This window comes from Hathewaya histolytica, assembly GCF_901482605.1.
Lineage (GTDB): Bacteria > Bacillota > Clostridia > Clostridiales > Clostridiaceae > Hathewaya > Hathewaya histolytica.
Genome location: NZ_LR590481.1, coordinates 1,908,058 through 1,931,363 on the forward strand (window position 1 = coordinate 1,908,058; position 23,306 = coordinate 1,931,363).

Genomic DNA, 23,306 nt, shown 5'->3' on the forward strand with positions numbered 1-23,306 from the left:
AAATATAAAACTTAAACTTTAACACATGTATAATAAAAAACTACAAAAGATAAATTTTTTAATAATCATCTTTTGTAGTATAATTTAAAATTATTACCTTCTATAAAAGTCACAATGTTCTTTTATACATTGATTATTTAAATTACTAAATTCACAGTAAAATTTTTCTTCCCTTTGCAACTTAACTTTTAATTCTTTTTCTATAAATTCAGTGGCACACTCTATAGCTATAAAAGAATCCCTTTTACAACATCGAGGTCCCCCCTTTTCAGCTATACCATATAAACTTTTAGAAGTCATAAGGTTACTTAGCTTCCATGATTCCCTTGTAAGAGGTGTAGCCCCTGTAATAATACTTATACATATTCCTGTTCCAACACCAGCACCACAACTTCCGTAAAAACCACAGAATCCCCCTAAGACATTTTTTGCTCTTTTAGCACATTCATTTAATTTTGTAACCTTTTCTTCTTTTGTACTATTAGTAGCATTGCAGAAAGATGAAATCAAAACTGCTGGAACCAAAAAATGATGTTCTGGACCATGCATTTTTATTGAATGGTGCTTCATTAAATCTCTAGCCATGTTAATTGGATTTTTAGAATCACTTAGGGTACAAAATTCATTTATTATGTCGTAGGCCCCCTTTGCATGACAAGCATCACATACATAATGCCCCTTTAAACATATTGCATTAGAATTTTGTTTTGTTCCACAGTAATAACATTCACATCCTATACTCTCTTTACTGTACTTAAGTTCACTTCCACAAATAATACAATTATGCCTATGTTCCATAATAACTATCCCCCAACTATGAAATTATATATATAAATAAAAGTAGCCTTTAGGCTACTTTTATTATGTTTAAACTCTATCTTAAAATTTTTTTTATTGGTAAAAATACTGTAAAAATAGTTCCTACACCTTCATAACTTTCCACATCTATTTTCCCACGATTCTTCTCTACTAATTGTTTAACTATACTAAGTCCATAACCTCTTCCTTCGCCGTTTTTAGTAGAAAATCCTTTATCAAATATTTTATTTATAACTTTTTGAGAAATTAAAGGATAACTATTCCCCACAGATAATATTAAGTTACCTTCAAACTCCCTGATATCTATACTTAGAATTTTTTCTTCCTCCTTAGAATTTTCAAGTTCATAGGAAGCATTATCTACTAAATTGAAAAATATCCTGCAAAGATCTACGGTGTTTATATATAAATTATCTAGTGCAGAATCTATATCAAGTTCTACTGTTATTCCCTTAGACTCTGCAATAGCTACTTTAGTGTGGAGCATGGCAGCAAATTCTACATTATTAAGTTTACTAATAGAAAAAACTTCATCTATTTTTCCATTTATATCATACATATACTGTATCGCTTTATTGGTCTCGTTCAATTGTAAAAGTCCTAAAACAACACTCAAGTGATTTTTAAAATCGTGTTTTTGTGCCCTCAATGCATCAATTATTTCTTGAGAAGAATTAATTTTTTCTATAGTTTCTCGGTTAACTTTTACAAGTTTCAATATTGCACCTACAGTATATGCCGCTATAACCGCCAAACCTACTATTATTAATATTAAATTAATTGCATATGTTTGATTTAAGCTTTTTTTATCCATTAAAAATATACTACTTAGAATTAAAAATATTAAAAAGTTTTCTACTAATACTAGTATGATTAAAAGATATACTTTTTTGGAGAATTTCATTATGTACACCTGTCTTTTATTTTTTATATTCACCTAAATTTATAATACTGTGATTTAGTTTAAAGAAAAATATGTATAAAATACCTAATAAAGAATTTCCAATAAACGTTATTAATATAAACATAAAATTATTGTTACTTATTAATTTATCAATATCAACTTTGAAAATATATACTATTGGAAGTAACACTATAAGTTCTTGTACAACAATTAATGAAAAAGAAATTAAAGTTGATATTAAAGAATTTATTAAATTCTCTTTTGTTATTAACTTACAAATTAAAGTATATATAATTGCAAGTACTATGGTATGAGTCCCATAAGGTATATTAAATTTATTGTATAAACTCCTTACACCCATTATACATATAGAATTTAAAATTGTAACACCAATAATTTTTCTTCTATCTAACTTTATGCCTATTATAGAATAACCTACAGCTACCATTAAAAAACTTTGAATAATGTGTGAGAAAGCTTTTATAAGCATTTATATTATCACCCCATAAAGCTTATCTTTTGTTTATCAGTAATTCTTCCTTGGTAGTACTCTAATTAGTTAGATAATTAATTATCTAATTCTTCCGGCATTTCTGGTTGATAAGATAGGTATGCACACGCAGCTGATGCATTACTAACAGCAACCAATCCAAATAGTGATTTAGTAAATTCTAAAAATTTTCTTAACATAATAAATCCTCCTTTAGTTATGGTTTATATTAAACAAGCTAAAAAGCTTGTCCATATCATGTATAAATTTATATCCTAATGGAGTAATAGAAAATGTTTGCCATAAAATCCCTATGGATATATAAAATGAAATTTTACTAACATCTGCCTTAATGTAAAACCACGAAATACTGAAGCAATACCAAACTATTATATAAACAAAAGATAATTTTTTAAGTTTTTCCTTTTTCTCCTTCTTCTTAATTGGCTTTGCAGGTGTATCTGCTGGTGCATAATTATATATAGCCCAAATAGAAAATAACAATATTAAAAATTCTATAGTGAAATAAAAATAATTTATTAAATTAAAATTTAAAAGCAGTTCAGAAAATATACAAAGTAAGTTCACTAGAATCGTACTAAATATTGTGCATCTAAGCATAGTGCTACAGTGTCCACCACCTGAAAAACTTCTATATATCATCATAGAAACTATCATGATAAATACGTAGAAGAAGTTTCCTAAAAGTGCTGCTAAAAACAAACTTGCAACAACTCCTAAGATAGTACTAGTAGCAATAGTAATTCCATATTTTAAAATAGCCTTTTCATTGTCACTTAAACTCAAATGTCTCGCATAAATTGACACCAAATTATTTATAAAGTTATCCATTATATTCACTTCCAATATATGTTCTTAAAAGAAATATATCACTTTATAAGTGACTATGTCAACGTATAATGCATGCCATATTTAATGTTTTTTCTTATGATTTTCGACCATAAAAATATGCAATATTCTATATAACCTGCTAAGTACTATTATTTATCTTCATAATATCATATTCTTCTACTTTAAATCAATGATATTTAAATACATTAGACATATTTTTTAACGCTTATTTTACTTTTTATTAGTGTTTTTTTATATAATTTAAATATTTATAAAATTTTTTTGTTTATTAAAGTTAAATATTACAACTTAAATTTTAATTACTCAATAGTATTATACAACTCTACTATACTGTTTATATACATGTCTGGGTTTAATTTCAATAACTCTTCCTTATTTAGAGCAGTATAACTTACAAGTGCAGTTTTAGCTCCTGCATTTTTACCACAAAGTATATCGTAGGAGCTATCCCCTATCATTATTACTTCCTCTGGTTTTATTTTCAATATCTCACATGCTTTGTATATAGGTTCTGGATTTGGTTTGTGTAGCTCAGTATCTTCTGGTGTTACTATAACATCCATATATTGTACCATTTCACCAAATTCCAATCCCTTTAAAGCTGCGGTTTTTATTTTAGATGTTACAATCCCTAGCTTATAACCGGCTTTTTTTAGAAGCTTAACCCCATCTAGTGCACCATCTATTTTTTTTATGTAGTCATCATGAGTTTTCATGTTATGTTCTTTATAAAAATTTATTAATTCTTCTTTTTTATCTTTTGCATATCTCTCCATAGTAGTTGCCAATGGTTCTCCAAAAAAAGATAATATCTCTGCTTCTTTTATTTCTAATCCTAAAACCGTCTTAAAAGTATATTGAAAGGTTTTTATTATAAGGTCATTAGTATCTACCAAAGTCCCATCTAAATCAAATAGTATTGCTTTTATCATATTTCTTCCTCCTAAGTTTTTATTTTAATAATAATATATCATATATATTATTTAAGTATAGTAAAATAATATATTAAATGCTTGCAATAATTATTGACTTTTTACATTGATTGTACTAAACTTTTATTTATTTTATAAATTTGAAATTTTATAATATTAAACATTCAAATTTCACTAATTTGAAGGAGGATTAAGATGCTAAATAATTTAATTTATACAATTACTAAAGAAAATCATTCTCCCAAAATCATAAAAGAAATCTTAAGTTCGCATAGTGAAATTAAGTTTGTATCTTTTATGGGCGTAGACTTATCTGGTAATGATACTGATGAAAGAATTCCTATAAATCTTTTTATAGAGGATATTGAAAAATTCTTATATGGAAATGCAATTCAAACTGATGGTTCTTCTGTTGTTTTACCTGGTATTGCTACACTTAATAATGCTAAGCTAGATATGATAGCAGACCTAGACTGCAATTGGTTTATAGATTATAACTACGAAAATATTGATCCTATTACTAACCTTCCAATTGGTACTCTAAAAATTCCTTGCTTTTTATTTCACGATAATACTGCTGTTGATTCTAGACATATTCTTAAGAATTCTATAAACGTATTTAAAGAAAATCTGTTAAATATTTTCAAAGAAAATCCACATATTTGTAAAGAATATAAATTTACTTTTGAAGATATAAAAGATATAAATTTCACAGTAGCAACAGAATTAGAGTTTTGGGTTAAAACTCCAAATGATAAAGCTCATATAGAACAACTAACTACTTCTCAAGTACTTAAGGAGCAATATTGGACTCGTACAAAGGGAGCTGTAAGAACATCTTTAGAACAATGTCTTCTAATAATGGAATCCTATGGCTTTAATCCAGAAATGGGACATAAAGAAGTAGGCGGAGTAAAAGCTCAATTAGACCAGTCTGGTACTTTAACTCATATAATGGAACAACTTGAAATTGACTGGAAATATTCAGATGCAATCCAAGCTTGTGATAATGAAATATTTATAAGAAATATCGTAAAAGAAAGTTTTAGACAAAATGGACTAGATGTAAACTTTCTTGCAAAGCCTATTAATGATGTTGCTGGTAGTGGAGAACATGTTCATATAAGTGTATCAGTAGAACTTCGAGATGGAAAAACAATAAATCTCTTTACTTCAACAAGCAATCATTTTCTAAGTAAGATAGGATATGGTTCTTTAATGGGAATATTAAAAAATTATGAGGGAATAAATCCTTTTATTTCATCAACTAATGATTCTTTAAAAAGGCTTAAACCTGGATTTGAAGCCCCTGTATGTATAGTAACCTCTCTTGGGCATGAAGTTAATATTCCATCTAGAAATAGAACAATACTAATAGCTTTAATTAGAGACCTTAAGAATCCTTATGCTACACGATTTGAGGTTAGATCTCCAAACCCACACACTAACACTTACCTAGCTGTTGCAACTCTATATCTATCTATGATTGAAGGTATAGAATATGCTATTAAAAACAATAAAAGTGAAGATGAACTTCTAAAAGAACTATCCAAACTTCCTGAAGAAGATGCAAGCTATCTATTAAAAGATAGGGCTTATAGAAGTGAACAAAATGTTTTTGAAGACTTTACTGAATCTGAAAGAGAAAAATATTTCGGTAAAGCTCCTAGAACTGTATATGAAAATATTAAGAATTTAGATCATAATGATATAACTTCTTTCTTAAAACGTGAGAATGTTTTTAATGATAAGCTTATAAATAGTTTTAAATTAGGTGCGCAAAGAAGATGGCTTACAGAAATTCAAAATAGAATTTTAAATGATTATAGTGATGAAATAAGAAACTTTAAGATGATTCACTCTATAGACAAAGCTCTTGACTTAGATGTTGCTAACTGGCAAAAAATAAATTATTTAAGACATTATTTAATGAAAGATTCTTATACTGAAAAGAGTCTATTTACTAAAATAAAAGAAGCTATCGATAAAAGTGATTATGATGAGGTTTCTAACTTGCAAGTAGAATTAGAAGAAAAAATGGAAAGTTTAAGATCCATATATAGCGTATATATAAAAAATTTGATAGATATTTAAGCTATTAGAAAGGCTGTGAATTTAAATAAATTCACAGCCTTTTTTAACGTTCTAAAAAAAGCAATACACATGTTGACTTTAATGTTTATTTTAGTTATTATAAATTACGTTATGGAGAATAAAATATTATAATAAATGATATACTATTAAAAATATAGGGAGGTAATTAATATGAAATTCTTTAATAGATTTCTTTATTTGTTATTATGTATATCAATTACCCTATCACTCGCATCCTGTGGAAATTATTCTAATAGTAACAAGAAGAATACCAATGAAACAAAGATAGAAGAAAAAGCATCTACTTATCCTAAGAAAATAAAAGATTTTTCTGGGAAAGAAATAACTTTAGAAAAAGAACCACAAAAAGTCGTATCCCTAGCTCCAAGTGCTACGGAGACTGTATTTGCCATAGGAAAGGGGAATCTTTTGGTTGGAAGAACAAATTACTGCAAATATCCAGATGAAGCTACCAAAATAACCTCTATAGGCAAACTTGAACAACCAAACATAGAAAAAATATTAGAATTACAACCTGACCTAGTACTAGCAAGTTCTCTAACTAAGCCGGAAGTAATTAAAAAGCTGGAAAATGCTAATATAAAAGTTATTGGGGTTTTAGACTCTGCTATGACCTTTGATGATGTTTATAAAAATATAAGCAACTTCGGAATTGCCCTAAACGCTCAAACGGAATCAGATGAATTAATTAAAAACATGAAAAATAAAGTTAATAATCTATCAAATAAATTGAAAAATTCTAAAAAACCTAGTGTATACTATGTAATTTCTTATGGTAAATCTGGAGACTTTACTGCAACTGGTGATACCTTTATAAGTGAACTAATATCTATAGCGTCAGGAAATAATATTGCTAAAGACTCTAAAGGATGGAACTATTCAAAGGAACAGTTATTAGCAAAAGATCCTGATATAATAATTGTTTCTAAATATATGAATACTAAAAAGGGATTTATGAATGATCCTGCTTATAAATCTCTTAAGGCAGTAAAAGAAAATAAAGTTTTTGAAATAGATAATAATAACCTAGATATACCAGGTCCGAGACTAACTAATGGCCTAGAAGATCTTGTGAGGACTATACATCCAGAAATTTTTAAATAAGCTTTCCATGTAAGGGAATTCTATAAAAGGATTCCTTTTTTTAAGGATAAATTAATAACAAAGTTACATATATACATATAAAAGTTACAAATTATAAATTTATAATACTATTATTCTAGTTTTTATAGTATTATAATAATTGTAGCTGAAAAGGAGGGTCGCCCATGGATCATAATAAAAAAGAAGTATCTGAACTAATAAATGTAGCCTGTAAAATGGGACAAATTATATTAGAAAACGGTGGAGAAACTTATAGAGTTGAACAAACTATTAATATAGTCTGTAAAACATATAATTATGAGAACACAGAAAGTTTTGTAACCCCAACAGGAATAATGATTTCCATTACAGATGAAAATGATGAAACAACTTCTTTAATTAAAAGAATAAACTCAAGAACAGTTAACCTAAATAAAGTATCTATAATAAATGATCTTTCAAGACGAGTAGGTAATGAGAAAATACCAATTTCTAAACTAAAAATTATGCTTAAAGAGATAGATAATGCACCAAATTACACAAGACACACAGCGGCCTTCTTTACTGCCCTAGCCTCTGGTGCATTTTGTGTTTTATTTGGAGGGGGTTTAAGAGACTTCTTTGTATCTTTTGTAGTAGGTTTCTTTTTAAACTATCTAGGTATCTATCTTACAAAAATTGAAGTTAATACATTTTTTATAAATGCTTTTTCAGGCTTTTTAGCCTCTATATTTGCTATATTAGCAGTTAAAATAGGTCTAGGTGCCAATGAAGATAAGATTATTATAGGATCTATTATGCTTCTTTTACCTGGTATATCTATAACTAACGCTGTAAGAGATATCATTGCTGGGGATTTAGTATCTGGAATATCTAGAACCATAGAAGCCTTTTTAAATGCTATTGCCATAGCCCTAGGTACAGGAGTAGGATTTAACTTTTGGATGTCACTTTTTGGGGGGTTTTAACATGATTAAGCTTTTACTAGATTTATTTTATGCTTTTCTTGGCTCTCTAGGCTTTTGTGTGCTTTTTAACATTAGAGGTAAGAGTATATTTGTAGCCTCAATTGGTGGAGCTTTAGGTTGGTTTGTATATGAACTTTTCCCTCTATTAGGCATGGGATCTACTAATAATGCTATTTTTATGGCTACCATAGCGATCAGTATATATTCTGAAATTATGGCTAGAATATTTAAACAACCGGTTACTGTATTTGTAATTGCATCTATGATACCATTAGTTCCTGGAAGTGGAATGTATTATACAACTTTCGAAGCAGTTAATGGCAATGTTGATCGCGCCGTAGCATATGGACTCAAGACCCTTTATGATGCAGGAGCAATTGCAATTGGAATAATTTTAGTTTCTACTGTAGCTAGAATTTTAAAGCAGAAAAAATTTATAAATATTAAATTTTTTTCTTTTAAAAAAAGCAAAAAAGTTAATAATAAATAAGAAAACAGCCTATATAGGCTGTTTTTATATAAATATTTTTTTAATATCAGCTTAATTAAGTTATTAGAAAGCCATATTCTTTTTAAAACTATATTTTTTTAAATTCCCATTTACTAATCATCAAATAAGAAAGTAAAATTACTATACAAATATTAAACCCCGTATTTAACATTTTATTTATATTAAATAAAGAATATATAGCAATAATCATTCCTGCACAAGTTATTGGTATGCCAGAGAATACACCTGTAAAGGTACTAATATTATACTTAGCTAATCTGTAAGCGCCTGCAACTGGAAAAATAACTAAAGAAATATACCCTATGATTCCTAAACTACTAAAATTATTCATGCTAAACACCATTAAAGATGGTGCAACTCCAAAAGAAATTAAGTCTGCAAGAGAATCCAGCTCTTTCCCTATTTCACTTGATACATTTAATGCTCTGGCTATCCTTCCATCATATCTATCAAGTAGAGCTGCAAGTATAATAAATAGACTTGCAAATTTATAATTTCCTTCATACGTCATTAAAAGAGACATTACCCCACAAGATAGATTACCTAAAGTAAATATATTAGGTAAAAAGCACCTCATTTTTTCACTCATAGATTCCACTCCTAATTTAAATTTAAATATAAATATATTAGTTTTATATAGATTAATATAATTATATATTAACATATTTAATTTATATTACCCTTACATGAATCTTAAATTTACCTTAAATTTCAATACAATCTACAGAAATATTGTATCGAAATGATTATTTTAGAAAAATAATCATTTAATATACAATTATTAAGAAAATGAAAGTTTTTTCAAAAAACATGTTGACTTTTAATGTTATAAATGCTATGATTTAGTCATAAAAAGTCGAACTTTGTAGAGGAGGTTTACTAATAATGAAATCAACAGGTATAGTTAGAAAAATTGATGAATTAGGTAGAATAGTAATTCCAATAGAATTGAGAAGAACTTTAGATATCGAAATTAAGGATTCTCTTGAGATATTCGTAGAAGGTGAGCATATAATACTAAAAAAATATAACCCTTCATGTATATTCTGTGGAGATGCAAGAGACGTTATAAACTATAAGAGCAAAAATATTTGTAAGTCTTGTTTATCAGAATTAAAAAATGACTAATATAATTTATATACATAATTTTTTAAATTAATTTAATTAAATTAATTTCATTAAAATGGAGCCTACAGAATGTAAGCTCCATTTTACTTATTCTTCTATACCTATTCCCAATTCTTTCAGTTGTTTATCATCTACTAAATTTGGTGCTTCTGACATTGGACAGAAAGCATTTTGGTTTTTAGGAAATGCTATTACATCTTTAATATTTTCTGTATTTGCTAAGAACATAATAAGTCTATCCAAACCATAAGCTAACCCGCCATGTGGAGGTGGTCCATATTTAAACGCTTCTAATAAGAATCCAAATCTCTCCCAAGCGCTTTCTTTAGTAAACCCTAATGCATTAAACATTCTTTCTTGAATACTAGTGTCATGTATTCTTATACTTCCCCCACCAATTTCTTCACCATTTAATACTATATCGTAAGCCTTAGCTCTTACTTTTCCTGGATTACTCTCTAACAGTTCTAAATCCTCATCCTTAGGACTTGTAAATGGATGATGCTTTGCTACATATCTATTCTCTTCTTCATCATATTCAAGTAGTGGGAAATCTGTAATCCAAACAAATCTAAATTCTTTATTATCTTTTAATATTTCTAGTTGTCTTGCCATCTCTAATCTAAGAGCACCAAGTGATTGCAATACAACGTCATTTTTATCTGCAACTATTAAAATTAAGTCTCCAGTCTTTGCACTCAATTTTTCTATTATGTTATTTAATTCTTCCTCTTTAAAGAATTTTGCTATTGGTGATTTAATTTCTCCCTCTTTTAAAGCTATCCAAGCAAGTCCTTTTGCTTTATAAGTCTTTACAAACTCTGTCAGCTTATCTATTTGTTTTCTTCCCATATCGGCACAACCTTCAGCTACAATTGCTCTAACTGAACCACCATTTTCTATAGCATTTTTAAATACTCCAAATTCTGAACCCTCAACTACATCTGAAATGTTTTTAATTTCCATTCCAAATCTTAAATCTGGCTTATCTGATCCGTACTTATCCATAGCTTCACTATATGGCATTCTTTCTATAGGAAGTTTTACATCGTAATTTAATATGTCTTTAAATATTTTTTGTATTAACTTTTCATTTATACTAATTACATCATCTTCTTCTACAAAAGACATCTCAATATCCACTTGTGTAAATTCTGGTTGTCTATTAGCTCTTAAATCTTCATCCCTAAAACATTTAACTATTTGAAAATACTTATCGTAACCAGATACCATAAGTAATTGTTTAAATATTTGAGGTGATTGAGGCAATGCATAAAACTTACCTTTATAATTTCTACTCGGCACTAAATAATCTCTTGCTCCTTCTGGAGTACTTTTAGTGAGCATAGGTGTTTCCATTTCTAAGAACCCATTTTGGTCTAGAAAATCTCTTATTACCTTTGTAGTCCTATGTCTTAAAATAAGATTTCTTTGCATATCAGGTCTTCTAAGATCCAAATATCTATATTTTAATCTTACATTTTCTGCCGCATCCAAATCCTCTTTTATATATATTGGAGGTGTTTCTGATTGTGAGAGAATTTTAATTTCTTCTGCTTTAAGTTCTACTTTTCCTGTTGGTAGGTTTTCGTTTGCAGCTTGTCTTAGAACTAATTCTCCTGTTACTGTAATACAATATTCTGGTTTAACACCATCTGCCTTTTCAAAAGCTTCTCCGTTTATTTCCTCACCAAATACAACCTGCAATATACCTGTTCTATCTCTAAGGTCTACGAATACTAGAGAGCCTAGGTTTCTTTTTCTTTGAACCCAACCCATGAAAGTCATCTTTTGACCTACATTAGTTTCTCTAGCTTCTCCACACATCATGGTTCTTTTTAAACCTAAAAGCTGTTCACCCATGTCAATTCCATCCTTTCATTATTTGCTATAAAGTATTATAACTCTTTTTGTCTCTATTGATAAGATTTATTTTATTTTTCTTTTATTATATCTGCTATTGCATCTATATTATCAAGAATTATTTCAAACTGTTCTCCATCACTCATTCTTTTTAGTCTAGCTGCATTCTCTTCTAATTCAGAATCTCCAATAACAAGTGAAAATCTACTATCTATTTTATTAGCAAATTTCATTTGTGCCTTAACGCTTCTACCCATATGATCACAATCACAGTTAATACCTTTTTCCCTTAGTTTATTTATAAACTTTAAAGAATATCTGCTTGCATTGTCACCCATAGAGCCTACATATAAGTCTATATAGTTAGGTTTAGGAATTTCAATTCCCTCTTCTTCTAAGACAATTAAAAGTCTTTCCATTCCCATACCAAATCCAAAGGCTGGTGTACTCGGTCCACCAACTTCTTCTATAAGTCCATCGTATCTTCCACCGCCACATATAGTTAATCCATCAGCATTATTTATTATTTCAAAGGCTGTTTTTGTATAATAATCTAATCCTCTTACTATATATGGATCTACATTATACTCTATATCCAATGTATCTAAGTGTTTCTTTAAATCTTCAAAATGTTCATTACACTCTTCACATATGTAATCTAAAATTATAGGGGCACTCTTTCCTATTTCCTTACATCTTTTTTCCTTGCAATCTAGTATTCTCATAGGGTTTTTTTCAAATCTTGTTTTACAGGTTTCACATAGTTCTTCATAATTCTCTTTTAAATATGATTTTAAAGCATCATTAAACTTACCTCTACATTTAGGACATCCTAAACTATTTATATTTAAAGATAAATTATTCAAACCAAATTCTTTTAAAGACCTTATAGCAAGAGAAATCCCTTCTGCATCTATAGATGCTTGCTTAGACCCAAATACCTCTATACCAAATTGATGGAAATGTCTAAGCCTTCCTTTTTGCATTTTTTCATATCTAAATGCATCCACAAAATAATACATTTTACTAGGTTGTGCATCTGCATATATACTGTTTTCAATAAAAGCTCTAGCCACTGGAGCTGTCCCTTCTGGCTTTAAAGTTAGACTTCTTCCTCCTTTATCCTCAAAAGTATACATTTCTTTTTGCACTACATCTGTTGTCTCACCTACACCTCTTTCAAAAAGCTCTGTATGTTCAAACATTGGTGTTCTTATCTCTCTCATACCATAAGTTTCTGCAACTTTTCTTAACTTCTTCTCCATATAAATCCATTTATGTGAATTATTTGGTAGTAAATCCTTTGTACCTTTTGGTGCTTTAATTGCCATTTTAACTCCTCCTATCTTATAAAATTTTATACGTACAAATTATCTAAAAGTTCTATCTTTTTTTCTATCATTTCATTAATTCTATTTATATATTCCTTAACATCTTTGACATTTCCAAATCTCTCAATCTTACCACTTTCTAAATAAACAACCTTGGTTACAGCATCAGCCCCTAACGCTACAACAGTTTGTTTATCTTCCATCATTTCTATATTATATATAGACTCTTTTCCCTCTTTTGAATATCCTATATTCTCCATATTTCCAACCATATTCTTTTGCCTATACATGTAGTATGGCTTCATTTGTAAATCCTGTGCTAGAAGTTCTGTTTCTTTAAACATTAGATTTAACTCATTTTGAGTTGCTAATTCATATTTAATATTATTTATTATATTTTCATAAAGCCTTGAGGCTCTTTTTACTGATAGCCCATGGACAGTAAAACTATCTGGTTTTAGCTCTTTTATATGGGAGCAGGTTTTCTGTACATCACTTAGTTTTTCTCCAGGAAGACCTACTATTATATCCATATTAATATCTTTAAATTGAAGTTCGCGAGCAAGTTTAAAAACTTTTAATATATCACAAGAATTATGATTTCTTCCTATAAGTTTTAATGTGTTATCACTCATAGTTTGCGGATTTATGCTAATTCTTGTAACCTCATATTTTTTCATGGTTTCAAGCTTTTTATAAGTAATACTATCTGGTCTACCACATTCTACAGTAACCTCTTTAACATTAAAATCTTGTATAAAAAATTTATGTATATATTTCATTAGATCCTCAAATTGATCATCATTTATAGATGTTGGAGTTCCTCCTCCAAAATAAAGTGTTTCAAGCTTTAAATTTCTTTTCTTTAAATAACTTGATATAGCTTCTATCTCTTTTTTTAAGGCATTTAAATAATCCTCTATTATTTCTTTTTTAAAGCCAACTATAGGATTTGCTGCAAAAGAGCAATAAAGGCACCTTGTAGGACAAAAAGGCATACCAATATAAATACTTACTTTTTCATTCTTAGGTTTAATATATTTCATCTCTCTTTTAGCAACTTCTATGCATAGTTCTGCTTTTTCCTTAGATGAAATATATACATTTTTAAAGTATTTTATAATATCTTCTTCACTAACTCCTTCTATAAGCATACTCATAGCTATTTTTGATGGTCTTATACCTATTAAAGTTCCCCAAGGCATAAACTTTCCGGTAAGTTCTTCAAAGTATTTAAAAACGCTTTTTTTAACCTCTTGCTTTAGTTTTAATTCATCTTCAAATTTAAATATTCTATCCATAGATTCTGATTTCACCATTACATAATTTTCTTCTATTATAACTTCAAAATCTGGATTTTCATCTTGAAATACTATATTTTTAAAGGGAAGAAAAATGTTTATCATTTGATAAACATCATATCTATAATTAAAGTCATTTAGCTTAACTCTTAATTCTACTTTACTTGTTACATCATTTTCTAAGACTCTTAACATATGAATATTACTCCTAACTTTATAAAATAGTCTTTATAAAGGGATTTATACTTTTTTCATTTCCTATTGTAGTTTGACGCCCATGTCCAGGATATACAATGGTATCATCACTTAAAGTTAGTAATTCATTTTTTATACTTTTTAATATAGTATCTTGATTACCACCTTCTAAATCTGTTCTACCTATAGAACCATAGAATAGTGTATCTCCTGTAAATACTGAATCTTCTATGATAAAACTCATTCCACCTGGAGTATGTCCTGGTGTCTCTATACATTCTATTTCAATGTTTCCTACCGTATATTTATCACCATGATTTAAATAAAACACTGGCTCTTTTCCTTCTAATAATGGACCATATAAATATGCACCCCTATTAATCAATTCACTATCTCTTTCATTTATAGCTACATCTGCTTTTACTAAATTCTTCAAAAGTTCTACTCCAGAAGTGTGATCTACATGCCCGTGAGTTAAAAAAATGTATTTTATTTTAGCTCCTAACTCTTCAATACCTTTTAATATGTCATCTACATCTCCACCTGGATCTAAAACCAAGGCCTCATTGGTATTTTCATCCATAATAATATAACAGTTAGCACCATAAATTCCTGCTACAACCCTTTTAACTTGCATATATACCCCTCCTAAAAAATCTTAGAAATTCTTCTTACTATCTAATAAAATAGTTACAGGACCTGAATTTTCAATGCTTACTTTCATATCAGCACCAAAAACTCCATTCTCCACTTTAGAGATACATTCCTTACATAGTTTTATAAACTCACTGTATAAGACTTCTGCTTCTTCCCCACCTAATGCCTGCATAAAATTAGGTCTTCTTCCCTTTCTACAGTCACCGTAAAGAGTAAATTGAGAAACTATTAAAAGTTCTCCCCCCACATCTAACAATGATTTATTAAGTTTACCCTCTTCATCTTCAAAAATACGTAGGTTAATTATTTTATCTCTAAGATATATAGCATCTTCTAATGTATCTTCTTTTGATATTCCTAAAAGCACATTAAATCCTTCTGCTATTTCACCAACAATTTCTCCATCTACGACCACATTAGAAGATGTAACTTTTTGTACTACAGCTCTCATAAATACACCTCTCTATTATCCATTTACCCTATTAATTTCTATTACTCCATCTAACTTTCTAAACTTCTTCTTTAACTCTTTTAATGTTTCTATAGTTTTTATTTTAACCTTTAAATTTATTAAAGCAAATCCACTATCATAACTATTACCATTTATGGAGCACATATATATTTTATTCTGAGTTAAAAGTTGAACTACATCTGCAATCATACCTTCTCTATCATTACATTTTATACAAAGCTCACATATAAACTCAGAACCTTTAATATTTTCCCAAGTTATTTCTATTATCTTTTCTTTTTCTTCCTTAACTAAATTTTCAACATTCTTGCAATCTTTTCTGTGTACAGATATGCCTCTCCCCTTAGTAACATATCCTATTATATCATCTCCAGGTACTGGATTACAACATTTGGCAAATCTAGCCATTAAATTATCAGTATTCTTTAATATAAGCTCTGGCATAGAATCTTTTTCGTTTCTATCTGTATCTTTCCTATGCCTTATTTTGTCCTCTATTATCGATGTTGAAATATCTTCCTTTTTGTACCCATCTAATAATCTAGAAACAATATTAGAGCTAGCAACAATACCCGCTCCCACAACAGAATATAGATCTTCTAAAGTTCTTAGGTTGTATCTTTTAAAAATTTTCTCTAATTTTTCTCCTTCTGCTATTTCAGAGAAATTACATCCTTGCTTTTTAGTATCCTTTTCTAGTAATTCTTTACCACGCTCAATATTTTCCTCTCTCTTCAATTTATTAAAGAAAGATTTTATTTTGCTTTTTGCATGATTACTATTAGCAATAGATAACCAATGAATATTGGGTCCTTTACTGTTGGATGAAGTTATAACTTCCACGATTTCACCGGTTTGAAGCTTATAATCTAGGGGAATCATTTTTCCATTCACTTTACTTCCTACACATTTATTTCCTATATCTGTATGTATTCTATATGCAAAATCTATAGGGGTAGAATTCCTTGGAAGACTTATTACCTTTCCCTTTGGTGTAAATACAAATATTTCATCTGAAAACAAGTCTATTTTAAATGCTTCCATGAATTCTTCAGGGTCTGAAGTCTCACCTTCCCACTCTATGATATCTCTTAGCCAATATAATTTAGATTCTAAATCATCTTCCTCTTCATGACCCTCTTTATATTTCCAATGGGCTGCTATTCCATATTCTGCAGTCTTATGCATATCATAAGTCCTTATTTGAATTTCAAAAGGTTTTCCTTTAGGCCCTATAACCGTAGAATGAAGTGATTGATACATATTAGGTTTAGGCATAGCTATATAATCTTTAAATCTTCCTGGCATAGGTTTGTATAGTGTATGAACTATACCTAATGCCGAGTAACAATCTACAACTGTACTTACTAATATTCTAACAGCTGTTAAATCAAATATTTGATCTAAGTTCTTATTCTTATTTCTCATTTTATTATATATACTATAAAAATGCTTTGGTCTTCCTTCTATTTCAGACTCTATACCCGCTTTTGTTAACTTATCAGACAAATTTTCAATTATATTATTTATTTGAGCTTCCCTCTCTGTCCTCTTTTGAGCTATATCTTTTACAAGGGTATAATACAGATTAGGATTCATGTATCTTAAAGCTAAATCTTCTAGTTCCCATTTAATTTTTGATATGCCTAGTCTATGTGCTAAAGGTGCATATATATCAAGAGTCTCCTTAGCTTTTTCTTTTTGTTTAAATATAGGCATATACTTTAGAGTTCTCATATTATGAAGCCTATCAGCTAATTTAATCAATATAACCCTAATATCCTTAGCCATGGCTAGCAGCATTTTCCTAACATTATCAGCCTGTTGTTCTTCTTTAGACTTATATTTTATTTTACCTAACTTAGTTACTCCCTCTACTAAATTAGCTATTTCTTCTCCAAAAATATTTGATAAATCATCATAAGTATATTCCGTATCCTCAATTATATCATGTAAAAGTCCAGCAACTATAGTACTAGTATCCATGCCTAAGTCTGCAATAATAGATGCTACTTCAATTGGATGTATTATGTAGGGCTCTCCAGATTCTCTCATCTGCTCCTTATGAGCCTCATAGGCTAAATTATACGCTTTTAAAACTATTTCTTTATCAACATTATGATTATTTTCATCTATTTTATTTAACAACTTTTCAATCATTAGTGATACTCTCCTAAATTAAAAGACTGGTCATTTAACCAGCCGTTTTTTACATTAATTATATAATATAGATCAATATTATGCAATTTCAGAACTTAATATATAATGCACTTATTAAATACTATATATTATACTTAACTAAGGAACTAATATTGTAACCCTTTAACTTTTCTCTAGCATTTAAATCTGTAAGTTCTACTACAAAATTTAAACTTACGACCTCTCCACCCATTCTTTCTACAAGCTTAACTATAGCATCAACAGTTCCCCCTGTAGCTAAAAGATCATCTACCACAGCAACCTTCTGACCTTTCTTTATAGCATCCTTGTGGATTTCAATTTTGTCTTTTCCATATTCTAATTCATACTCAATAAATTCAGTTTCAAAAGGAAGTTTACCCTCTTTTCTAACTGGAACAAAACCTATTCCTAGTTCATATGCTACTGTAGTTCCAAATATAAATCCTCTAGCTTCAGGAGCTAATATTAAATCAACATCCTTATCTTTAAGTTGTTCACAGAGTTGTCTTGTGCACTCTTTGTAGTATTTCCCATCAATTAAAAGAGGAGTTACATCCTTAAAACTTATACCTTTTTTAGGGAAGTCCTCTATTATTCTTATTTTATCCTTTAAAAGCAATTTTATGCCTCCTTTGAAACAATTAGAATTATTTTATATGTATATTTTATACATTAACAAACAGTATAAAAATATCCTATGCTATTATATGTATAATCAATTCTTTTGTTACCAATGTATTACGTTATGTAATTCTATTACCCTTGTGATTTTTATAAAGATACTTAGCTATTTGTTCAGCTTTATCTTTATCTAATGTGGTAAACAACTCTACTATTATTTTGGCATTCTCCATATTACCTATAGCATTAACCTTAGGAATTATAGTTGATACTAACTTTTGTAGTGATTCTTCATTTATATCTGTAATGTTCTGAATTTGCATAAGAGCTCTTATACCATAATTATTACTTAATTTAATTTGATTTATTCCCTCACTTACTATGTAATTATTTTCTTCAGTTATATCCTTACCACTAGCTACAGTACCTAAGCTAATTAAATCTATGTATTTATTAAATTTGCTAGTTTTATAATAATTAGATAGCGCTTGTATTAATTTAAATGTTACACCAGAACAACTTAACTCTTTAAATGGATATGGAGAATTTACACCTTTAGGAGTTAAAATATATTTGTTTTGATTATTATTACATTCATCTGAGCTCAAAGTTATTACATCTATTCCTAGACTATCACAAAGCTTTTTATCACTATCTGAATTTAAAAAGCATCCTAAAGATATAACTAAATTAGTTCCTAAAAACTCTATGTATTCTTTAATGTCTTTTTCAGTAAGCATTTTCCCTCTATCTAATTCTACTGGTATAAAATACTCCACATCAGCTTTTAGATACCTTAATGCTAAAAGTAGGGCAGATACACTTGTTATACTATCTACATCATAATACCCAAAAATAACTATCTTCTCTCTATTATTTACTGCTCTAACTACCCTTTGGAGTATTGATTGCATATTCTTTAGAAGAAAGGGATAATAATTATTAAATTTTTTTCTGGAATTGCATTCCCTTAGTTTATTGTTTTGACTTCTTATCTTATATTTCAACATAATCAATCCCCCAAATTATTAGAGAAAACATATATATTATAATTTAAAATCATAGATTTTACAATTATTTATTTATAAAATGAATTAATAAATTCTATTAAACTTCTTGATTTTACAATTTACTACATTTGAAAAATAATAAACCTCAAAAAATATCCACTTTTTGAGGTTTATTAAAAAATATTTTATTTTATAATTATGCTTTTGCTATGTTTTTATTTCCAGTTCTATTCTTTAATATTACCCACATAGGACTTGCTATAAATATGGATGAATAAGTTCCAACAGCGATTCCTACAGTTAATGGTAATGTAAACTCTCTAATAGATGGAACTAAAATTAAAAGCGCGCATATTGTAATTAATGTTGAAATAGATGTATTTATGGATCTTTTAATCGTTTGGTTTATACTTTTATTTACAAGTTCATTAATCTCTATCTTACCATACTTTTTCATATTTTCTCTTATCCTGTCAAACACAACTATAGTATCGTTAATAGAGTAACCTAATATTGTAAGTATAGCTGCTATAAATGGTGAGTTAACTTGTATTCTTAAAATAGAATATACACTAAAAGTTATTAATATATCATGTATAAGAGCTAATATAGCTGCTACACCAAATTTAAACTCAAATCTAAATCCTATGTAAGCGAGCATAGCTAAGAAAGCTATACCTATTGCTATCCATGCTTTTTTAGTAAGTTCTTTACCAACTAATCCACTTATACTTTCTTCTGATACGATATATTTATCTCCTAATTTAAATTTAGTCTTAATTTTATTTTTAATTTCTGCTATTTGTTCATCTTTTACTGCACCACTTTGAATTACTATTTCTACTTCCTTTTTATCATTAATATCTCTTAGAGAATATTTTTTAGTGTATGATTTTAAAATTTCATTTAATTCATTTTTATCCTGTGCAGTGACAGTTTTATTCATGTTTATATCTAATAGTGTACCACCTGTAAAATCAATACCATAGTTTAGTCCTTTTGTAAGAAAAATACCTATACCTATTATTATAATGGTAAGAGAAAGGGCAAACCACACCTTAGTCTTTTCAACTATTTTAAGCATTTTATTGTACCCCCTTTTTCACACCAAAATGAGAAGGTTTATTTATAATACCCATATCTAACGCTAGTTTAAGTAAAAATCTTGTAACTGTTAATGCTGTAAAGATACTTATTACTATTCCCATCATTAATGTTAAAGCAAATCCTTTAACAGAACCTGTTCCTACTAAATATAGTATCAACGCTGCTATAATTGTAGTAATATTAGAGTCTAATATGGATGATAAAGCCCTATCAAACCCTGATTGAACAGATGACTTTATTGATTTTCCAGCCTTAAGTTCCTCTTTAGTTCTTTCAAAAATAAGTACATTGGCATCAACTGCCATTCCCACTGTAAGTAAGAATCCTGCAATTCCTGATAATGTTAGCGTAACATCTGCTAGTGAAAAAGCTAAAAGATCTAATAATATAAATAATATTAGTGCAATATTTGCTATAATACCTGGGATTCTATACATTAATATCATAAATAACAATACTAATCCTATACCTATAAATGCTGCTTTTTTAGTATTAGGTATGACACTAGCACCTAAAGTTGCACCTACAGTCTTAAAGGAAACTGGTTTTATAGGAAGTGGAAGCGCACCTGATTTTATTATATCTGCTGTTTTTTTAGCTTCTTCTAAAGATTTACTTCCTGTAATAACTGCTGTTCCATCAGTTATTACACTCTGAACTAACGGATTTGTTAGTTCCTCCTCATCCATTGTAATAGCTATATTTTGATTTAAGAACTTTTTAGTTCCTTCAGCGAACTTCTTAGTTCCTTCTGTATTTAACTCAAGTCTAACCTCTGGTTGATTCTTTTCATTTAAACCTGCTATAGCATTTTTAACATCTTTTCCTGTAAGAATAACCTTTTTATCTGGTCCCACAAATTTTAATTCACCAGTTTTCCCTACAATGTCCATAACACTTTTTGAATCAAAAACACCTGGTACATCAATTCTAATTCTTTTTTGTCCCTCTTGTTTAACTTCTGTTTCTGCGACTCCAAGTTTATTTATTCTCATATTAATAAACTCAATTTCCCTACTCATATCCTCTGGTGTTACCTTATCTGCTTGAATTTCTTCAACTACAGAGATTCCTCCTTGAAGGTCTAATCCTCTGTTTATAGTTTTAGAAAAAGGTAAAACCTTATAGCCTAAGAGTTCGATTCCGAAATACCCTATGTATGCAAATAAACTAATTAAGACTATACATAGTACAAAAATAACTGTACTCTTGCCCTTTTTCATTTTCATCCTCCTTTTTTTGACTATATTTTTACTGTTTTAATATACTAGTTTAATTATATTACGCTGTAAAATATTAGTCAATAATAGGTAGTATTTAAGTCATTATCCAATTTTTTTAGCTTTTAAAGCTATTGCACATTCTATTCTTTTTTTCTGCATCTCGCATCCTATTTCATAAGGTGTATGCATATCACCATTAAAATTAAAATTATTTGCTTGACATCCACCACTACAGAAAAATCTAGCCCAACATTCTTTACATTTAGGCTTATTATAAATATGAGCTTTTTTAAATTGGTCACTTAATTCTATGTTAAATTCATCCTCTTCGTAGATCGATCCCAATTTAAAGTCTTCATTTCCAACAAATTGGTGACAAGGATATATATCCCCTTCCGGTGTTATAGCAATATACTCATGACCTGCTCCACATCCAGAAATTCTCTTATATACACAAGGTCCTCCATTTAAGTCTATGTTAAAGTGATAGAAATTAAATTCCTTACCCTCTTTATATCTACTGTACATTTCTTCATATAACTTATCATATTGTTCAAATATTATTGGAAGATCTTCTTCTCTTAAAGATAATTCATGTTCTTCTGGAAGAACTACTGGCTCTACAGAAATCTCTTTAAATCCAAGTTCAGCTAAATGCTTTATGTCTTCAAAGAAATCTAGATTTTCTCTTGTAAATGTACCTCTTACATAATGATTCTTATCTTTATCTCTTTTTTCAACCATTCTTTGTATCTTAGGTATAATGTTTTCATAAGTTCCTGTACCATCAAATCTTATTCTAACTTTATCATTAACTTCTTTTCTTCCATCTATACTTAATATAATATTTACCATATTTTCATTTAAATATTCCATTAGTTCATCATTTAATAACGTGCAGTTTGTAGTCATTGTAAACCTTATATTTTTTTTATGGATTTTTTCCTGTTCTTTACCATAATCCACTATCTCTTTTATAACATCCATAGCCATTAAAGGTTCTCCACCAAATAAATCTATCTCTATATTCTTTCTTGGTCCAGAATGCTTTATTACATAGTCTATAGATTTTTTTCCAACTTCTGCAGACATTCTCTGCCTACAACCCTTATACTCACCTTCATCAGCAAAGCAATATTTACATTTTAAATTACAATCATGAATTATATTTAAACACACAGCTTTTATATAAGCCTGTCCATTTTGAGTGTTTAAGGCTATATTTTCATATAAATCCTTTGTATAAAGATATTCTTCCTTTATAAGCTCATTTATCTCCTCATAAGCTTCTTCTATTTCTTCTCTGCTATATTTGCTTTTATGTATATCTACTAGCTCTTCTTTTTCTTTTAGCTTTTTATCATCTAAAAGATCAAATACTAATTCATCTATTTGGTGTAGGGCCCCCGAATTTACATCAATTGCAAAAAAATCATTTCCTTGTTTAAATTTATGGATTAATGCCATTACCTTTTCCTCCTAAATAAGTTTAAAGCAGTAACGGTAAGTTACTGCTATGCCT

23 protein-coding genes are annotated in these 23,306 nt (G+C 28.7%); 5 read left to right on the plus strand and 18 right to left on the minus strand.

Annotation, left to right across the window (positions count from 1 at the left end):
- Positions 1 to 93: 93 nt before the first annotated feature.
- The 6 genes from FGL08_RS09305 to ppaX all read right to left on the minus strand — a co-directional run bounded on the left by FGL08_RS09305 (position 94) and on the right by ppaX (position 4,018).
- Complete coding sequence (locus FGL08_RS09305) at positions 94 to 798, minus strand: DUF5714 domain-containing protein (protein WP_138210522.1); 705 nt, start codon at positions 796 to 798, stop codon at positions 94 to 96.
- A gap of 76 nt (positions 799 to 874) precedes the next feature.
- A complete protein-coding gene (locus FGL08_RS09310; RefSeq protein WP_138210523.1) occupies positions 875 to 1,723 on the minus strand; it encodes a sensor histidine kinase in 849 nt (282 codons plus the stop codon).
- Positions 1,724 to 1,739: 16 nt separating this feature from the next.
- Entirely contained in the window at positions 1,740 to 2,213 is a 474-nt protein-coding gene (locus tag FGL08_RS09315; protein WP_138210524.1) for a hypothetical protein, read from the minus strand.
- A gap of 77 nt (positions 2,214 to 2,290) precedes the next feature.
- Positions 2,291 to 2,413, minus strand: a complete 123-nt coding sequence (locus FGL08_RS09320) for a cyclic lactone autoinducer peptide (RefSeq protein WP_138210525.1) — start codon at positions 2,411 to 2,413, stop codon at positions 2,291 to 2,293.
- Between the two features lie 13 nt (positions 2,414 to 2,426).
- Positions 2,427 to 3,065 (minus strand): accessory gene regulator ArgB-like protein, encoded by a 639-nt coding sequence (locus FGL08_RS09325; protein WP_138210526.1) that lies wholly within the window; start codon positions 3,063 to 3,065, stop codon positions 2,427 to 2,429.
- A gap of 320 nt (positions 3,066 to 3,385) precedes the next feature.
- Entirely contained in the window at positions 3,386 to 4,018 is a 633-nt protein-coding gene (ppaX, locus tag FGL08_RS09330) for a pyrophosphatase PpaX (protein ID WP_138210527.1), read from the minus strand.
- 195 nt (positions 4,019 to 4,213) lie between these two features.
- Here ppaX and FGL08_RS09335 point away from each other — a divergent pair, with 195 nt between their 5' ends.
- The 4 genes from FGL08_RS09335 (at position 4,214) to FGL08_RS09350 (ending at position 8,674) form a co-directional block, all read left to right on the plus strand.
- Positions 4,214 to 6,112, plus strand: coding sequence for a type I glutamate--ammonia ligase (locus FGL08_RS09335; RefSeq protein WP_138210528.1), 1,899 nt, complete (start codon positions 4,214 to 4,216; stop codon positions 6,110 to 6,112).
- A 171-nt stretch (positions 6,113 to 6,283) separates the two neighbouring features.
- The gene (locus FGL08_RS09340; RefSeq protein ID WP_138210529.1) at positions 6,284 to 7,237 is read left to right on the plus strand and encodes an ABC transporter substrate-binding protein; all 954 of its coding nucleotides are present in this window, start codon (positions 6,284 to 6,286) and stop codon (positions 7,235 to 7,237) included.
- A 164-nt stretch (positions 7,238 to 7,401) separates the two neighbouring features.
- Complete coding sequence (locus tag FGL08_RS09345) at positions 7,402 to 8,184, plus strand: threonine/serine exporter family protein (protein ID WP_138210530.1); 783 nt, start codon at positions 7,402 to 7,404, stop codon at positions 8,182 to 8,184.
- A gap of 1 nt (position 8,185) precedes the next feature.
- Positions 8,186 to 8,674, plus strand: coding sequence for a threonine/serine exporter family protein (locus FGL08_RS09350; protein WP_138210531.1), 489 nt, complete (start codon positions 8,186 to 8,188; stop codon positions 8,672 to 8,674).
- 88 nt (positions 8,675 to 8,762) lie between these two features.
- Here FGL08_RS09350 and pssA read toward each other — a convergent pair whose 3' ends face one another.
- Positions 8,763 to 9,284 carry a CDP-diacylglycerol--serine O-phosphatidyltransferase gene (gene pssA, locus FGL08_RS09355; protein ID WP_138210532.1) on the minus strand — a complete coding sequence of 174 codons (522 nt, stop codon included), beginning with the start codon at positions 9,282 to 9,284 and terminating at the stop codon, positions 8,763 to 8,765.
- Between the two features lie 296 nt (positions 9,285 to 9,580).
- On the opposite strand from pssA, the gene FGL08_RS09360 reads away from it, so the two are divergent.
- Positions 9,581 to 9,823, plus strand: coding sequence for an AbrB/MazE/SpoVT family DNA-binding domain-containing protein (locus tag FGL08_RS09360; RefSeq protein ID WP_138210533.1), 243 nt, complete (start codon positions 9,581 to 9,583; stop codon positions 9,821 to 9,823).
- An 87-nt stretch (positions 9,824 to 9,910) separates the two neighbouring features.
- Here FGL08_RS09360 and aspS read toward each other — a convergent pair whose 3' ends face one another.
- The 11 genes from aspS to scfB all read right to left on the minus strand — a co-directional run bounded on the left by aspS (position 9,911) and on the right by scfB (position 23,251).
- Positions 9,911 to 11,686, minus strand: coding sequence for an aspartate--tRNA ligase (gene aspS, locus FGL08_RS09365; protein WP_138210534.1), 1,776 nt, complete (start codon positions 11,684 to 11,686; stop codon positions 9,911 to 9,913).
- 71 nt (positions 11,687 to 11,757) lie between these two features.
- Positions 11,758 to 13,017: a histidine--tRNA ligase gene (hisS, locus tag FGL08_RS09370; protein ID WP_138210535.1), complete on the minus strand. Its 1,260-nt coding sequence runs from the start codon at positions 13,015 to 13,017 to the stop codon at positions 11,758 to 11,760.
- 26 nt (positions 13,018 to 13,043) lie between these two features.
- A complete protein-coding gene (locus FGL08_RS09375; protein WP_138210536.1) occupies positions 13,044 to 14,513 on the minus strand; it encodes a coproporphyrinogen III oxidase in 1,470 nt (489 codons plus the stop codon).
- Between the two features lie 19 nt (positions 14,514 to 14,532).
- The gene (locus FGL08_RS09380; protein WP_138210537.1) at positions 14,533 to 15,150 is read right to left on the minus strand and encodes an MBL fold metallo-hydrolase; all 618 of its coding nucleotides are present in this window, start codon (positions 15,148 to 15,150) and stop codon (positions 14,533 to 14,535) included.
- 21 nt (positions 15,151 to 15,171) lie between these two features.
- Positions 15,172 to 15,621 carry a D-aminoacyl-tRNA deacylase gene (gene dtd / locus FGL08_RS09385; RefSeq protein ID WP_138210538.1) on the minus strand — a complete coding sequence of 150 codons (450 nt, stop codon included), beginning with the start codon at positions 15,619 to 15,621 and terminating at the stop codon, positions 15,172 to 15,174.
- Positions 15,622 to 15,636: 15 nt separating this feature from the next.
- Positions 15,637 to 17,802 (minus strand): RelA/SpoT family protein, encoded by a 2,166-nt coding sequence (locus FGL08_RS09390; RefSeq protein ID WP_138210539.1) that lies wholly within the window; start codon positions 17,800 to 17,802, stop codon positions 15,637 to 15,639.
- 121 nt (positions 17,803 to 17,923) lie between these two features.
- Positions 17,924 to 18,442: an adenine phosphoribosyltransferase gene (locus tag FGL08_RS09395; RefSeq protein WP_138210540.1), complete on the minus strand. Its 519-nt coding sequence runs from the start codon at positions 18,440 to 18,442 to the stop codon at positions 17,924 to 17,926.
- A gap of 124 nt (positions 18,443 to 18,566) precedes the next feature.
- Positions 18,567 to 19,454, minus strand: coding sequence for a DHH family phosphoesterase (locus FGL08_RS09400; RefSeq protein ID WP_138210541.1), 888 nt, complete (start codon positions 19,452 to 19,454; stop codon positions 18,567 to 18,569).
- A gap of 196 nt (positions 19,455 to 19,650) precedes the next feature.
- Complete coding sequence (gene secF / locus FGL08_RS13430) at positions 19,651 to 20,538, minus strand: protein translocase subunit SecF (RefSeq protein WP_171012035.1); 888 nt, start codon at positions 20,536 to 20,538, stop codon at positions 19,651 to 19,653.
- A gap of 1 nt (position 20,539) precedes the next feature.
- Positions 20,540 to 21,784 carry a protein translocase subunit SecD gene (secD, locus tag FGL08_RS13435; protein ID WP_415578617.1) on the minus strand — a complete coding sequence of 415 codons (1,245 nt, stop codon included), beginning with the start codon at positions 21,782 to 21,784 and terminating at the stop codon, positions 20,540 to 20,542.
- 102 nt (positions 21,785 to 21,886) lie between these two features.
- Positions 21,887 to 23,251: a thioether cross-link-forming SCIFF peptide maturase gene (gene scfB, locus FGL08_RS09410; protein WP_138210542.1), complete on the minus strand. Its 1,365-nt coding sequence runs from the start codon at positions 23,249 to 23,251 to the stop codon at positions 21,887 to 21,889.
- Positions 23,252 to 23,306: the final 55 nt, after the last annotated feature.